We start from the raw sequence: 14292 nt of genomic DNA, 5'->3' as shown, positions 1-14292 counted from the left end.
ACCAAGCTGAGTTGGTTTGCGCCGGTGTCTACCACCTGCGGCCGACAACGACTGCCGCGGCGTATGGGTCCTGGCTTTCGCCAGGACGACGACGGAGACTTAAACAGCCATCTTCCGATGCAGCACCGGCGCGCCGGTGGTGAGGCTTTCGGCCGCATCGATGATCGCATTCGCATCGATGCCATAGTGGCGATAAAGGTCCGCGATGCTGCCGGTCTGGCCGAACTGCTCGACGCCGAGCGCCTCGACGCGATGGCCGCGGACGCTGCCGAGCCAGCCGAGCGCGGAGGGATGGCCGTCGATCACGGTCACGATGCCGCAGTCGCGCGGCAGCGGCGCCAGCAGTTTTTCGATGTGGCTGAGATGCTGCACGCCACGCCGGTCGCGCCGCAATTTCCGCGCGGCGGTCCAGCCCGCGTGCAGGCGGTCGGCCGAGGTGATCGCAAGCAGGCCGACGTCGCGGCGGCTCTCGCCGATGAAGCCCGTGGCCTCGATCGCCTCAGGCGCGATCGCGCCGGTATAGGCGATCACGGCCTCGGCATTCGGGCCCGGCTTGCGCAGCCAATAGGCGCCATCGGTGATGCCCTGCGCAAGCTCAGGCGTCATGATCCGCTGCGCCTGCTCGATGCTCCGCGTGGAGAGGCGCAGGTAAACGGAACCGCCCTCGCCCGGGTCGCGCTGCATGTGGTCAAAACCCCAGCCCATGATCACGGCGAGCTCGTCGACGAAGGCCGGCTCGAACGAGGCGAGCCCGTCCTGCGCCATTCCGATCAGGGGCGTTGCAATCGACTGGTGCGCGCCGCCCTCGGGCGCGAGCGTGATGCCCGACGGCGTCGCCGCCGCCATGAAGCGCGCATCCTGGTAGCAGGCATAGTTCAGCGCATCGAGGCCGCGCTCGATGAAGGGATCGTAGAGCGTGCCGACCGGCAGCAGCCGCGCGCCGTTGATCTGGTGCGACAGGCCGAGCGCGGAGAGCATGATGAACAGGTTCATCTCGGCGATGCCGAGCTCCAGATGCTGGCCCTTGGGCGAGGCATCCCAGTTATAGGTGGAAGGAATTTTCTCGCTGCGGAATAAGTCCGCCTTTTCCGCCCTCGCGAACAGGCCGCGCCGGTTCACCCAGGGGCCGAGATTGGTCGAGACAGTCACGTCGGGCGAGGTCGTGACGATGCGTTTTGCCAGCTCGCTGTCGCTGCGCGCGATCTCGTTCAGCACCAGACCAAAGCCCTGCTGGGTCGACATCTGCGGCGACGGCTTGAAGGCGAGCTGCGCGGGCACCTCGACGACGGGCGCGGTCAACCGGCGGCCATCCTGGTTGAACGGCACGCGCGCGAGGAAGGCGTCGAGCTCGGCCGCGTCCTGCGCAAGGCCCTCATATTTGTCCCATTCGTGGCCGGGGCGGATGTTCTGGCTCTCGCGATATTTCTCCATCTGCGCGACCGTCATCAGGCCGGCATGGTTGTCCTTGTGGCCCTGGAACGGCAGGCCGACGCCCTTGATGGTGTAGGCGATGAAGCAGACCGGGCGGTCGTGGTCGATGGACTCGAACGCCTCCAGCATGCTCGCCATGTCGTGGCCACCGAGATTCGACATCAGCGCCAGCAGCTCCTCGTCGCTGCGCTTGTCGATCAGTTTCGTGATCGGGCCCTGATCGCCGATCTCATCGTGGAGATGCTTGCGGAAGGCCGCGCCGCCCTGGAAGCACAGCGCCGCATAGAGCGCGTTCGGGCAATTGTCGATCCAGCGCTTCAGCGCCTCGCCGCCGGGCTCGGCAAAAGCCTCGCGCATCAGGCGGCCGTATTTGACGATCACCACGTCCCAGCCGAAATTGCGGAACATGGTCTCGAACTTTTCCCACAGACCTTCGCGCACGACGGCATCGAGCGACTGGCGGTTGTAGTCGACCACCCACCAGGTGTTGCGCAGGCCGTGCTTCCAGCCCTCGGCGAGGGCTTCGAAGATGTTGCCCTCGTCCATCTCGGCATCGCCGACCAGCGCAATCATCCGCCCCTCGCGGCGGTCCTTCATCCAGCCATGCGCCTTGACGTAATCCTGCACCAGCGAGGAGAACAGCGTCTGCGCGACGCCGAGGCCGACCGAGCCGGTGGAGAAATCAACGTCGTCGACATCCTTGGTGCGCGAGGGATAGGACTGCGCGCCCTTGAAGCCGCGAAAGTTCTCCAGCTTCTCGCGGCTCTGCCGGCCGAACAGATACTGGATGGCGTGGAACACCGGGCTCGCATGCGGCTTCACCGCGACGCGGTCCTCGGGGCGCAACACGTGGAAGTACAGCGCCGACATGATGGTGGCGAGCGAGGCGGACGAGGCCTGGTGTCCGCCAACCTTGAGGCCGTCCGCGTTGGAGCGGATATGGTTGGCGTGGTGGATGGTCCAGGACGACAGCCACAGCGCCTTGCGGCCGAGAGCGGTCAACGTGTCGAGGCGAGCGGAATCGACGGGCATGGCGATGCTCCGGAAATCTGATTTCGGGATCATACGCCTGCGGGCGGGGCCAAACTTCTCAATTTTTCGCGCCATACCCGCCAATATTGGGATACTTTACCAATGAAATGCCATCCCATACAGGTTCCATCCCAATGCCCGAGCTCGACGCCATCGACCGCAAGATCCTCAGCTACCTCCAGAACGACAGCCGCCTGACCATGCAGGAGCTCGCCGACAAGGTCGGGCTGTCGGTCTCGCCCTGCCATCGCCGGGTCAAGCTGCTGGAGGAGCGCGGCGTCATCTCGCGCTATGTCGCAACCGTCGACCAGAAGGCGCTGGGACTGCATGTCAGCGTGTTCATCTCGATCAAGCTGGCGCGGCAGAAGGAGGAGGACCTCAACCGCTTTGCCCGTGCCATCTCGAAATGGGATGAGGTGCTGGAATGCTACCTGATGACCGGCAACCGCGACTACCTGCTGCGCGTGGTGGCGGCCGACCTCGCCTCCTACGAGACGTTCCTCAAGACCAAGCTGACCCGGCTCGACGGCATCGCCTCGATCGAATCGAGCTTTGCGCTGAGCCAGGTGAAATATTCGATCGCGCTGCCGGTGTGATGGTCCACCCGGCTACCGCTGTCACATGGGTGCAACAAACCCCGCTGATGGTCGTTGGGACCACTCGTATCCAAGCCGAGAGAAAGACCCATGACAGACCGCACCGCCCAGATCGCCAAGCGCGAGCGCATCATCCAGGAGATGGCCGACGATCTTGACGAGGAACTGGAGATGGAGCTGGACGACGCCCGTCTCGACGAGCTCCTGGACGAGACCGATACGCTGAGCCCGACAGTCGACCGAAAGCTCTATTTCCGGGAGCTGCTGCGGCTCCAGGGCGAGCTGGTCAAGCTGCAGGACTGGGTGCAGAGCGAGAAGAAGAAGGTCGTGGTGCTGTTCGAGGGCCGCGATTCCGCCGGCAAGGGCGGCGTGATCAAGCGCATTACCCAGCGCCTCAATCCGCGCATCTGCCGCGTCGCCGCGCTGCCCGCACCGAGCGAGCGCGAGCGCTCGCAATGGTACTTCCAGCGCTACGTGGCGCATCTGCCGGCCGGCGGCGAGATCGTTCTGTTCGACCGCAGCTGGTACAACCGCGCCGGCGTCGAGCGCGTAATGGGCTTCTGCTCGGAGGCGGAGTACCAGGAGTTCTTCAAGACGGTGCCGGAGTTCGAGCGGATGCTGATCCGCTCCGGCATCATCCTGGTCAAGTACTGGTTCTCGATCACCGACGACGAGCAGCAGTTCCGCTTCACCATGCGCATCAAGGATCCGCTGAAGCAGTGGAAGCTGAGCCCGATGGACGTCGAGGCGCGCAGCCGCTGGGAGGCGTACACCAAGGCCAAGGAGACGATGCTGGAGTACACGCATCTTCCAGACTCGCCGTGGTGGATCGTCGATGCCGTGGACAAGAAGCGCGCCCGGCTCAACTGCATCTCGCATCTGTTGACCCAGATCCCCTACCAGGAGGTCGCACGGGTCCCGGTGGTGCTGCCGGCGCGCGTGCGCAATCCCGACTATCACCGCGGCCCGGTCCCGCCGGAGATGTATGTGCCGGAGCAGTATTGAGGTTTCGTAGGGTGGGCAAAGCGCAGCGTGCCCACCATTCCTACCACGAACGCGGACGCATGGTGGGCACGGCGCTTTGCGCCTTTGCCCACCCTACGGCACCGTCACCGCCACGGCTGCACGATGATCTTGGTGTGGACTTCCGGATTGGCGAGATCGGCAAACGCCTTTGCAACGCCGTCGATACCGACCTCGGCGGTCACCATCGCCGCAGCATCCACCTGCCCTTCCGCAATCAGGCGAAGCGACGCGGCAAACTCCTCCGGCGTGTAGCCGAGCACGTACTGGACGCTCAGCTCCTTCATGATGCCGAGCATGGGCTCGCTCTTGTCGGCCTCCATGCAGACGCCGACCACGACGATGCGCGCATCGCGCGGGGCACCTTCGAACACCTGCTGCAACAGGCCGGGCACGCCGACGCATTCGAAGATGATTGCAGGTTTCAGCGCCGGCAGCATGGCCTGGAACGGCGGCCGCGCCGCCTTCTCGGCCTCCGACATCTGCGCGTGCTCGGCCCAGGTCGCGTAGGGCTGCGACACCCTGGGATCGACGACGATGTCGGCGCCGAGCTTTGCCGCGAGCGCTCGACGCGCCGGTGAATAATCGGCAGCGACGATCGGATGCAGGCCCCTGATCTTCAGCGCGGCGATCACCGCGAGCCCGACCGGGCCGCAGCCGATCACCAGCGGCACCTCGCCGCCCCTTATGTTGGCCTTGGGCTCGCTCAGCAGCATCGCTTCCGCATAGCCGCCGACAAATTCGTTGGAATAACCGATGCCCTTGATGCCCTCCGGCGTCAGCAGCGCGGGCAGCGAGCAGACATATGTCCCCGGTTTGAGCCGGCGTTCAGTGCCCGGGCCGTAATCGACGATCTCGCAGCAGAACTCGTGACCAAACACGACATCGCGCGACAAATCCATCGGCGTGCGACCGGTCTTCCTTGCCATTTCCACCATGCGGGGAGCGTGCTGACGTGCATGCAGATCGGAGCCGCAGATGCCGCAGGCGAGCGTCTTGACCAGCACCTGGCCATTGCCAGGTTTCGGCTCTGCCATCTGGCCGACGACAATCTCACCGTTCCTGAAAATCGCGGCCCGCATCCGGCTCCTCCCATGTTGTTGGAGCCGTTGATAGCACGAAGCGGCAGTCGCGATATTGCGTCAGGCGTTCGGGGAACGCTCGGCTTGCACCAGGAGCGAGGCGCGGCGGACGCGCTCGCGATGGGCGATGTAGAGACCGCTGGCGACGATGAAGGCCGCACCGACGATGGTCCAGATGCTCGGCACCTCGCCGAAGATGAAGAAGCCGAGAATGCTGACCCACAACAATTGCGAGTAGGAGAACGGCGCCAGCACCGAGGCATCGCCGTAGCGATAGGCGAGCACGACGATCCACTGCCCCGCGGTCGAGGCGACGCCGATGAAGATGCCGAGTGCGATCGCGGTCCAGGACGGCGTCACCCAGACGAACGGCACGATGGCGGTGAGGATCGCAAGGCCGGTCAGCGAGGAATAGGCCATGGTCGTGACGACGGCCTCGCGGCCGCTCATCATGCGCGTCAGGATCAGCGTACCGGCCCAGCAGGCCGCCGAGACGACCGGGAAGAACGCCGCCGGATGAAATGCGCTGGTGCCCGGGCGCAGGATGATCAGCACGCCGATGAGGCCGAGCGCGGTGGCGAACCAGCGGCGCATGCCGACCTTCTCGCCGAGGAAGACGATCGAGAGCGCCGTGACGAACAGCGGCGCAACGAAGCCGGTGGCGGATGCCTCTGCGATCGGGAGGAAGCCGAGCCCCGTGATGAAGAACAGCGAGGAGCCGAGCAGCACCGTGCCGCGCATCACGTGCAATCCGAGACGCTCGGTGCGCATCGCGTAGTACGGCGAGGACCGCAGCATCACCGGCGTGAAGATCAGCGCAAAGGTGAGAAAGCGGATCCAGGTGATCTCGATCGAAGGCAGGCTGGTCGACAGATATTTCGCGGTGACGTCGGAGCAGCCGAGAAACACCGTCGAGAGCAGGATCAACGCGATGCCCTTGAAGGGATGATCGACGCGCGCGGGTGCGCGGCGGCCGACATGCTTCCTGTCGGGCACGGGCATGGAAAGACTGTCGAGCCTTGCGGCTGCGGCTGGCGGCGGGGTCACGGCTGGAACTCGGGAAAAATGCGAATCGAGTGCGCTTGTAAAAAACGACAAATGCGCCGCTTTCACAACTTCCGAAAACAGGATGCCGATATGCGCTGATCGCCGCGCGCGTCAATACTCCATTAATATTGAGCGTTTGTTGCACTACAGCATGGGCAGGCCGCGCGGCTTCGGCCCGCGCGGAAACGCCGCATCGAGCGCAGCGATCTCCTCTTTCGTCAGCACGAGATCGCCCGCGGCCGCGTTTTTGCCGGCATGTTCCGCCGACGACGCTTTCGGAATTGCGAACACCGTAGTTGCACGGGTGAGGAAGCTCAGCGCGACCTGACGCGGTGTCACGCGTCGTGCTTCCGCAATGCGCGCGAGCACGGCGCCGCCCTTGCTGTTGCTCGCTGGAAAATCATCGTGACCGAACGGCGAATAGGCGACGACAGCAACGCCGTGCTGCTCGCACCACGGGATCACCGCATGCTCGATGGCGCGTTCCTTGAGATGATAGAGCACCTGATTGCAGGCGATGCGTCCTTCGCCTGAGACATCGAGAATCTCGTCGAGATCGTCGGCATCGAAATTGGAGACGCCCCAGGATTTGATCTTGCCTGATGTCACCAGATCCTCGAACGCGGCGACGGTGTCTTCCAGCGGATAGGAACCGCGCCAATGCAGCAGATAGCAATCGAGCCGATCGGTCTTCAGCCGCTTCAACGAGCGCTCGCACGCCGTGATGGTGCCGCGACGCGAAGCGTTGCTCGGCAGCACTTTTGAGACGAGGAAGACTTCATCGCGGCGGCCCGCGATCGCATCGGCAATGACGAGCTCGGCATCGCCATACATCTCGGCGGTGTCGATATGGGTCATGCCGAGATCGAGCCCGCGCTGAAGCGCCGCGATCGCGCGCTTGCGATCGCCATGGTCGAGGTACCAGGTGCCCTGTCCGATGACGGAGACGTTGGTGCCGGTCTTGCCGAAGGGGTGCGTGTTCATGTTTATTCCTTCAGATGCCCTGTAGACCGCTGATGTCGGCCACCAGCACGCTGCCGGTCGCAGACTCCGTGATATAGAGCCGATCCTTGTTTTCGCCACCGATGGCGACATTGGTGCAATTCGGCCCCGCGCACGACTTGATCCGCGCGATCAGTTCCCCGTTCGGCGCGAACACGAAGACATGGCCGAGCGAGGCATGGCCGACAAACAGGCGTCCCTTCGCGTCCATGGTCACGCCGTCGGGGCCGCTGGTGCCGAACAACGAGCAGAAGCGCCCGACCTTCGACACGCTGCCGTCCTTCATGAACGGCAGCCGCCACACCGCATTGTCGCGCGTCATCGCGACGAACAACACGGTTTCGGTTGGATCGAGCACGAGGCCATTCGGGCTGATACCGGTGTCGAGCAGGCAATCCAGCCGGCCATTTGATGCGAGACGATAGACCCGCCCGCTTGGATCATGCAGGCCCGTCTGGCCCTGATCGGAGAAATAGATGTCACCGTTGGACGCCAGATGCAGATCGTTGCAGCCGCGGAACGATTCCGAATTGCGCGCGGTCAGGATCGGCTTGATCCGCCCTGCTTTCGCATCGAGCTCCATGATGCCATGCATGTAGTCCGCGACAAGAATGCGGCCGTCGGCTGCGATCTTCAACCCGTTCGGCCAGCCCTCATATTCGATCACCAGCAACCATTCGCCGTCGGGCGCAATGCGGAAGATGCGGCCGAAGGGAATGTCGACGATGTAGAGATGGCCGTTCCTGTCGAATGACGGGCCTTCGATGAAGCTGTCGGTCGCAACACCCGGGCGATTGGCATCGGCCCAATCGGTCCGCTCGCCCTTGCGGCGGAATTTGTCGGGCATCGCGGAGAAGAGCCTGGTCTCGATCAAGCGCGGCGGCGTTTCCAGGTACATCATTGTTGTTATTTGGGGCTAAGGGGGAAGCCGCCGCAACATAGGGCACAATCGAGGGCGCGTCGATTGGTGCGGACGGCATGGCGCCCCGCCCTCACTGTCATTCCCCGCGAAAGCGGGGAATCCAGTACGCCGCGGCTTCTCCGTATTTCTCGCTGTCTCTGGAATACTGGATCGCCCGGTCAAGGCCGGGCGATGACAGCGGTGTCTACGGCGACGGCCGAGAACGTCCCGCCTACCCCGCCGCGCTTGCCACCTTCGCCTGCTTCGCCGGCGCCACTTCCGTCGTCGCGATCAGGCGCTTCAGCTCGGGGATGCAGGAGCCGCAATTGGTGCCGGCCTTCAGCTTGGCGCCGATCTCGGCGGCGGTGCGCGCGCCGGCGGCAATGGTGTCGCAGATGGTGCCGCGGCCGACGCCGAAGCAGGCGCAGACGATGGGGCCGGTTGAGACGGCGCCTTCGCTGGACTTGCCCGACAGCAGCATGCGGCGCTGATCGTCGGTGACCTGATCGGCCACGAACAGGCTCTTCACCACCTCCCAGTCGCCGGCGTCGTGCGCGGGTCCGACGAACAGGCAGGTCTCGATGCGGTCGCCTGCGAACGAGGCGGCACGATAGACGCCGCCACCGAAGTCGCGGTACTCGGCAACGTCCTCGCCGGCGACGCTGTCGAGCCAGGCCGGCCAGCGCGCGAGGTCCGCATTGTCGGCGAAGAGATAGCCGAAGCCGCCGGCCACCGTGACGCGGGTCCACAACAGGTTCTGCGGCAGGTCGAGCGGCTTGCGCGACAGCGCGAAGCCGCGGAAGACGAATTCATAGGGTGCGATCGCCGCCGGCGTCGCCTTGGACTCCGGCTGGCCCGAGAACGGATCGGTGAAGGACTGCACCAGCGCGCCGACACGGCCGTGCGAAGCATTCATCGCGCTCCAGTGGATCGGCACGAACAGGGTGCCGCGCTGCTGCCCTTCGCTGACGACAGCCTTCAGGATGCACTGGCCGTAATCGGTGGTGACGCGGGCATAGCCATCATGGGCGATGCCGTATTTGCCGGCGTCATCGGGATGAATCTCGACGAACGGCTCGGGCAGATGCGCGCCCAGGCGCTGGCTCAGCCCCGTGCGCGTCATGGTGTGCCACTGGTCGCGGATGCGCCCGGTGTTGAGCCTTAAGGGGCGCGACGGACCGGTCTCGCCACGCAGCGCCGGCACCTCCGGCGCAATGAAGCGGCCCTTGCCGTCATTGGTGAAGAAGCCGCCTTCCGCAAAGAAGCGCTCGCCAGGCACTCCGCCTTCGCGCACCGGCCACTGCACCGGCTTCAGCGCGTCGAAGGCCTCGTCGGACATCGAGGTCAGCGCGCCGATGTCGAAATCGCGGCTGCCATTGTTCTCGAAGGCCGAGAGCGCGGCATGCTCGCGGAAGATATCGGCCGCGGATTTGTAATTAAAACTGTCGCCGAAGCCGAGGCGCTTTGCGGTCTCGCTCAGGATCCACCAATCGGGGCGCGCCTCGCCCGGCGCCGGCAGGAACGAGCGCTGGCGCGAGATGCGCCGCTCGGAATTGGTCACCGTGCCCGACTTCTCGCCCCAGGCCAATGCCGGCAGCAGCACGTGCGGACCCGCCTCGACGGTATCGTTGGAGAGCACGTTCTCGGAGACCACGAACAGCTCGAGCTTCTTCAGCGCCTCGCGCACGAAGTCCGCATCGGGCAGCGACACCGCGGGGTTGGTGCCCATCACCCAGAGAGCCTTGACCTCGCCGCGGTTGATCGCCTCGAACAGCTGCACCGCCTTCAGCCCCTCATGGGTCGCGATGCGCGGCGCCTTCCAGAACCGCCTGACACGATCGATGTCGGGCGGCGTGAAGCCCATATGGGCGGCGAGCATATTGGCGAGCCCGCCGACCTCGCGGCCGCCCATCGCGTTGGGCTGGCCGGTGAGCGAGAACGGCGAGGCACCGGGCTTGCCGATGCGGCCCGTGGCGAGATGGCAGTTCAGGATCGCGTTGACCTTGTCGGTGCCCTGCGCCGACTGGTTGACGCCTTGCGAATAGAGCGTGACGACCTTCTCGGTGTCACGGAACATCTTGAAGAAGGCGGCGACGTCCTGTTCGGACAGGCCCGTGGCAAGCGCCGTCGCAGTGACGCTGCCGGCGATGTTGCGCGCGCGCGCCAGCGCATCGTCGAAACCGCTGGTGTTCTGCGCGATGTAGTCCTGGTCCAGCGCGCCGTTGTCGGCGAGATGCACGAACAGGCCCGAGAACAGCGCGGTGTCGGTGCCGGGCTTGAGGCCGAGGAACAGATCGACGTCGCTCGCGGTGTCGGTGCGGCGCGGATCGATCACGATCATGCGCGCACCGCGCTCCTGCCTGTTCTTCAGCATGCGCTGGAACAGCACGGGATGGCACCAGGCCGCGTTCGAGCCGACGAAGACGAGCAGATCGGCCTGGTCGAGATCCTCGTAGCAGCCGGGCACGGTGTCGGCGCCGAAGGCGCGGCGATGGCCGGCGACCGAGGACGACATGCAGAGCCGCGAATTGGTGTCGACATTGGCCGTGCCGACAAACCCCTTCATCAACTTGTTGGCGACGTAATAGTCCTCGGTCAGCAGCTGGCCGGAGAGATAGAAGGCGACCGCATCAGCGCCGTCGCGGGCCACGATGTGCTGCATGCGATGGGCGACGTGGTCGAGCGCATCGCTCCAGGCGACACGTTCGAGCACGCCCTTGCAGCGGATCATCGGATAGAGCAGCCGGCTCTCGAGCCCGACGGTCTCGCCGAGCGCCGAGCCCTTCGAACACAGACGGCCGAAATTGGCGGGATGGTCAGGATCGCCCGCGATCGCCGCGCCGCCCTTGCCGTCGGGCGTCGCCAGCACGCCGCAGCCGACGCCACAATAAGGGCATGTCGTTCGGGTCGCGCGGAGGTTTGGGTCGATCGCCGTCATATCAAGCTGCCTTATCAAGCCGCCTTGGAAGGACGCGCCAGCGCGCGGCCGAACATCATGTCGGTGCGGATCGCGGCGACCTTGTCGCGATTGCGGATCAGCTCGAGATACCAGAGCGCATCGATGGTGTCGCCGATCAGCACCGCGCCGGTGAGCCGGCCGTCGGCGATGACAAGCTTCTTGTAGGTGCCGCGCCTGCGGTCTGACAGCACGAGGCTCTCGCTGCCCTCCCCGCCCATGAAGTCGCCGGCGGAGAACACACTGACGCCGGAGACCTTGAGGTTGGTCGAGACCACGCTGCCCTGATAGGCGGCGGGCCGGCCGGCGAGATGCCGCGCCAGCACGCGCGCCTGTTCATAGGCGGGCTCGACCAGGCCATAGCAGGTGCCGCGATGCTCGGCGCATTCGCCGAGCGCGAAAATGTCGGACGAGGAGGTCTGCATCAAATCGTTGACGACGACGCCGCGGTTAACCGCAATCCCCGCCTCCTTCGCCAGCGCGACGTTGGGCTTGATGCCGGCGGCGAAGATCACCGCATCGGCTTCGATGCGGCTGCCGTCGGCAAGCTCGACGGCCTGGGCGTAGCCGTCGCCATGGATGCGGGCGGTCGAGGCGTTGAGCAGGATGCGGATGCCCTTGCGCTCGACCAGCGTCTTGAGCAGGTCGGCCGCGGGCGCGTCGAGCTGACGCTCCATCAGCCGGTCCATCAGATGCAGCAGCGTCACCGGCGCACCGGCCTTGGCGAGGCCGTAGGCGGCCTCTAAGCCGAGCAGCCCGCCGCCGACCACGACGACGCGCTTCTTGGCAGCAGCCAGCGTCAACAGCAGGTCGACATCGCGCGTATCGCGGAACGTGTGCACGCCGGCGAGATCGGCGCCGGGCACGTTGAGCCGCAGCGGCGTCGAGCCGGTGGCGAGCACGAGCCTGGAATATTCCATGCTCTCTTCGCCGGCGATCTTGAGCTCGCGGCGGCCGGTGTCGATCTCGGTGACGCGATAGCCGTAGCGCACCGTGACGCCGCGATGGCGCCACCAGTCCGCCGGCCTGAGCTCGATCTCGTGCGAGCCGGTCTCGCCGGCCAGCACGGAGGAGAGCAGCACGCGATTGTAGGCGAGCCGCGGCTCATCGCCGATGACGGCAACCGCGTAGCGGCCGAGTGCGGTCTTGGCGAGCTCGTCGACAAGCCGCGCAGCCGCCATACCGTTACCGACGATGACCAGCGGTTCACTCACAAGGCATCTCCTATTCGGCGGCCTGCGCCTGTGCGCCATAGGCCTCGGAAATCATGTAGCCGGACAGCACGCCGTAGGCGTCGGTCCAGGCGGCAGCGAGTTCGGGCGTCCAGGCTTCGCCAAGACCCTTCTCGAGGGTCCACAGCAAGGTCGCGCCGACCACGGGATAGTGCTCGGCCTTGGCGCCATAGCCGACGTGACGCTTGGCGAGCGCCGAGGCCGCGGGAAGAATCGTCTCGAGCTTCGACAGGCCGCCGACCACGGCGGCGAGCATGCCCATCAGCTTCTTGCGCTGCTCGGTCATGTCCTCGGGAAACATCGCGCGCACCGGTGGCGCCACCTCGAACAGACGATCGTAGAACAGCACCGCGGCGGCTTCCGAAATCGGCGCGACCTTGGCGAAGCTCTGCTGAATAAGGGTAACCTGTTCGGGCGTCATGATGTTCTCCTGTCTGTTTCGGTCTGCCTTTGTCCGCGCCGTTGCGGACAAGGTTCATGGGTCAAACGTCATCAGAGAGTCTTCTCCCCGCGTACGGGGAGAAGCGAGATTCGTACCAAGTGTCAGACCCGTGCTTCGGCAAGGCCTGCTGCGCCTTCGCCTTGCGGGCTGCGACGCAGATAGAACCACCAGGTCAGGCCGAGGCAGGAGGCGTAGAAGGCGAGATAGACCATGAGCGCGAGCTGTGGACCGCCGGTCAGGGCGATCGACTTGCCGAAACCGCTCGGGATCAGATAACCGCCGACGGCACCGATCGCGCCAATGAAGCCGACTGCCGCGCCGCTCTCGATGCTCGCCGTCTTCAGGGCAGCGCTACGTGCCGCATCACCCTGGCCGCGCACCTTGAACAGGTTCTGCTCGCGGAAGATCGAGGGGATCATGCGGTAGGTCGAGCCGTTGCCGATGCCCGTCGTCACGAACAGGATCAGGAACATCGACAGGAAGCCGATGAAGTCCTTGTGGCCGACGAAATAGAGCGCACCGACCGTCGCCGCTGCCATCGCGATGAAATTCCAGAAGGTGATGACGGAGCCGCCGATCCTGTCGGCGAGCCAGCCGCCGAACGGACGCGACAGCGAGCCGACCAGCGGCCCGAGGAAAGCGATCGAGATCGTCACCGACGGAAACTGCGTCTTGAGCAGCAGCGGAAACGCCGCGGAGTAGCCAATGAAGGACCCGAACGTACCGATGTAGAGGTACGCCATGATCCAGGTGTGCTTGCGCTTGACCACCGCGAGCTGGTTCCGGATCGACGACTTGGCCGTGGTCAGGTTGTTCATGAAGAACACCGCACCGAACACCGCGATCGCGATCGGCAGCACCCACATCAGGCCGGCATTCTGCAGGAAGATACCGTCGACGGGGCTTGCCTGGAACAGGTTGATGACGGCGAGCGTCATCAGGATCGGGGTCAAGAGCTGCACGCTGGAGACGCCGATATTGCCGCCGGCGGCATTGAGGCCGAGAGCCCATCCCTTCATCCGGTCAGGGAAGAAGAACGAGATGTTGGTCATGCTGGAGGCAAAATTCCCGCCGCCGAGACCGGCGGTCGAGGCGACCAGCAGCATCAGCCAGAACGGCGTGTCGGGCTGGCTGACGAAATAGGCAAGCGACAGCGTCGGGATGAACAGGATCGCCGCGCTGAAGATGGTCCAGTTGCGGCCGCCGAAGGTCGTCACCGCGAAGGTGTAGGGAAAGCGCATGAAGGCGCCGATCAGGCCCGGCACCGCGACGAGCTGGAACAGCTGGTCCGTGGTGTAGTGGAAGCCCGCCAGCGGCAGCTTGGTGGTGACGATGCTCCAGATCAGCCACACCGAGAAGCCGATATGCTCGGCGACGATCGACCAGATCAGGTTACGCCGGGCGATGGTCTTGCCGCCCGCATTCCAGAACGCCTCATCTTCGGGGCGCCAGTCAGAAATCCAAGTCTGACTTAGAGACGAATTCTTGGTCATACATTATCCCTTCCAGTCTCACCGCTGCGTCGTTGCAGGCTCAGCCTCCTGTCAC

The 14292-nt window shown here is 65.0% G+C and carries 11 protein-coding genes; 2 read left to right on the top strand and 9 right to left on the bottom strand.

Features of this window, described 5'->3' with window-relative positions:
• Positions 1-99: 99 nt before the first annotated feature.
• Complete coding sequence (locus ACVJ19_RS21120) at positions 100-2463, bottom strand: transketolase (RefSeq protein ID WP_453950927.1); 2364 nt, start codon at positions 2461-2463, stop codon at positions 100-102.
• A gap of 134 nt (positions 2464-2597) precedes the next feature.
• Here ACVJ19_RS21120 and ACVJ19_RS21115 point away from each other — a divergent pair, with 134 nt between their 5' ends.
• Together ACVJ19_RS21115 and ppk2 are read left to right on the top strand one after the other, a co-directional pair.
• A complete protein-coding gene (locus ACVJ19_RS21115) occupies positions 2598-3059 on the top strand; it encodes an Lrp/AsnC family transcriptional regulator (protein WP_018648199.1) in 462 nt (153 codons plus the stop codon).
• 90 nt (positions 3060-3149) lie between these two features.
• Entirely contained in the window at positions 3150-4064 is a 915-nt protein-coding gene (gene ppk2 / locus ACVJ19_RS21110) for a polyphosphate kinase 2 (RefSeq protein ID WP_453950926.1), read from the top strand.
• A 104-nt stretch (positions 4065-4168) separates the two neighbouring features.
• Here the strand turns inward: ppk2 and ACVJ19_RS21105 are convergent, their stop codons facing one another.
• The 8 genes from ACVJ19_RS21105 to ACVJ19_RS21070 all read right to left on the bottom strand — a co-directional run bounded on the left by ACVJ19_RS21105 (position 4169) and on the right by ACVJ19_RS21070 (position 14237).
• Positions 4169-5164, bottom strand: coding sequence for a zinc-binding dehydrogenase (locus ACVJ19_RS21105; protein ID WP_453950925.1), 996 nt, complete (start codon positions 5162-5164; stop codon positions 4169-4171).
• Between the two features lie 60 nt (positions 5165-5224).
• On the bottom strand, positions 5225-6166 hold the full coding sequence (locus ACVJ19_RS21100; RefSeq protein ID WP_453955174.1) for a DMT family transporter: 942 nt from the start codon (positions 6164-6166) through the stop codon (positions 5225-5227).
• 189 nt (positions 6167-6355) lie between these two features.
• Entirely contained in the window at positions 6356-7195 is an 840-nt protein-coding gene (locus tag ACVJ19_RS21095) for an aldo/keto reductase (RefSeq protein ID WP_456739422.1), read from the bottom strand.
• A 10-nt stretch (positions 7196-7205) separates the two neighbouring features.
• Entirely contained in the window at positions 7206-8111 is a 906-nt protein-coding gene (locus ACVJ19_RS21090; RefSeq protein ID WP_453955173.1) for an SMP-30/gluconolactonase/LRE family protein, read from the bottom strand.
• A gap of 235 nt (positions 8112-8346) precedes the next feature.
• Positions 8347-11052 carry a nitrate reductase gene (locus ACVJ19_RS21085; RefSeq protein WP_453950924.1) on the bottom strand — a complete coding sequence of 902 codons (2706 nt, stop codon included), beginning with the start codon at positions 11050-11052 and terminating at the stop codon, positions 8347-8349.
• A gap of 14 nt (positions 11053-11066) precedes the next feature.
• The gene (locus ACVJ19_RS21080; RefSeq protein WP_453950923.1) at positions 11067-12284 is read right to left on the bottom strand and encodes an NAD(P)/FAD-dependent oxidoreductase; all 1218 of its coding nucleotides are present in this window, start codon (positions 12282-12284) and stop codon (positions 11067-11069) included.
• 10 nt (positions 12285-12294) lie between these two features.
• Positions 12295-12723, bottom strand: coding sequence for a globin family protein (locus ACVJ19_RS21075; protein WP_453950922.1), 429 nt, complete (start codon positions 12721-12723; stop codon positions 12295-12297).
• A gap of 122 nt (positions 12724-12845) precedes the next feature.
• Positions 12846-14237 (bottom strand): MFS transporter, encoded by a 1392-nt coding sequence (locus ACVJ19_RS21070; RefSeq protein ID WP_453950921.1) that lies wholly within the window; start codon positions 14235-14237, stop codon positions 12846-12848.
• Positions 14238-14292 lie beyond the last annotated feature (55 nt).

The sequence above is a fragment of the Bradyrhizobium sp. USDA 376 genome (genome assembly GCF_054063675.1).
This window is presented reverse-complemented; position numbering and strand designations above follow the sequence as displayed.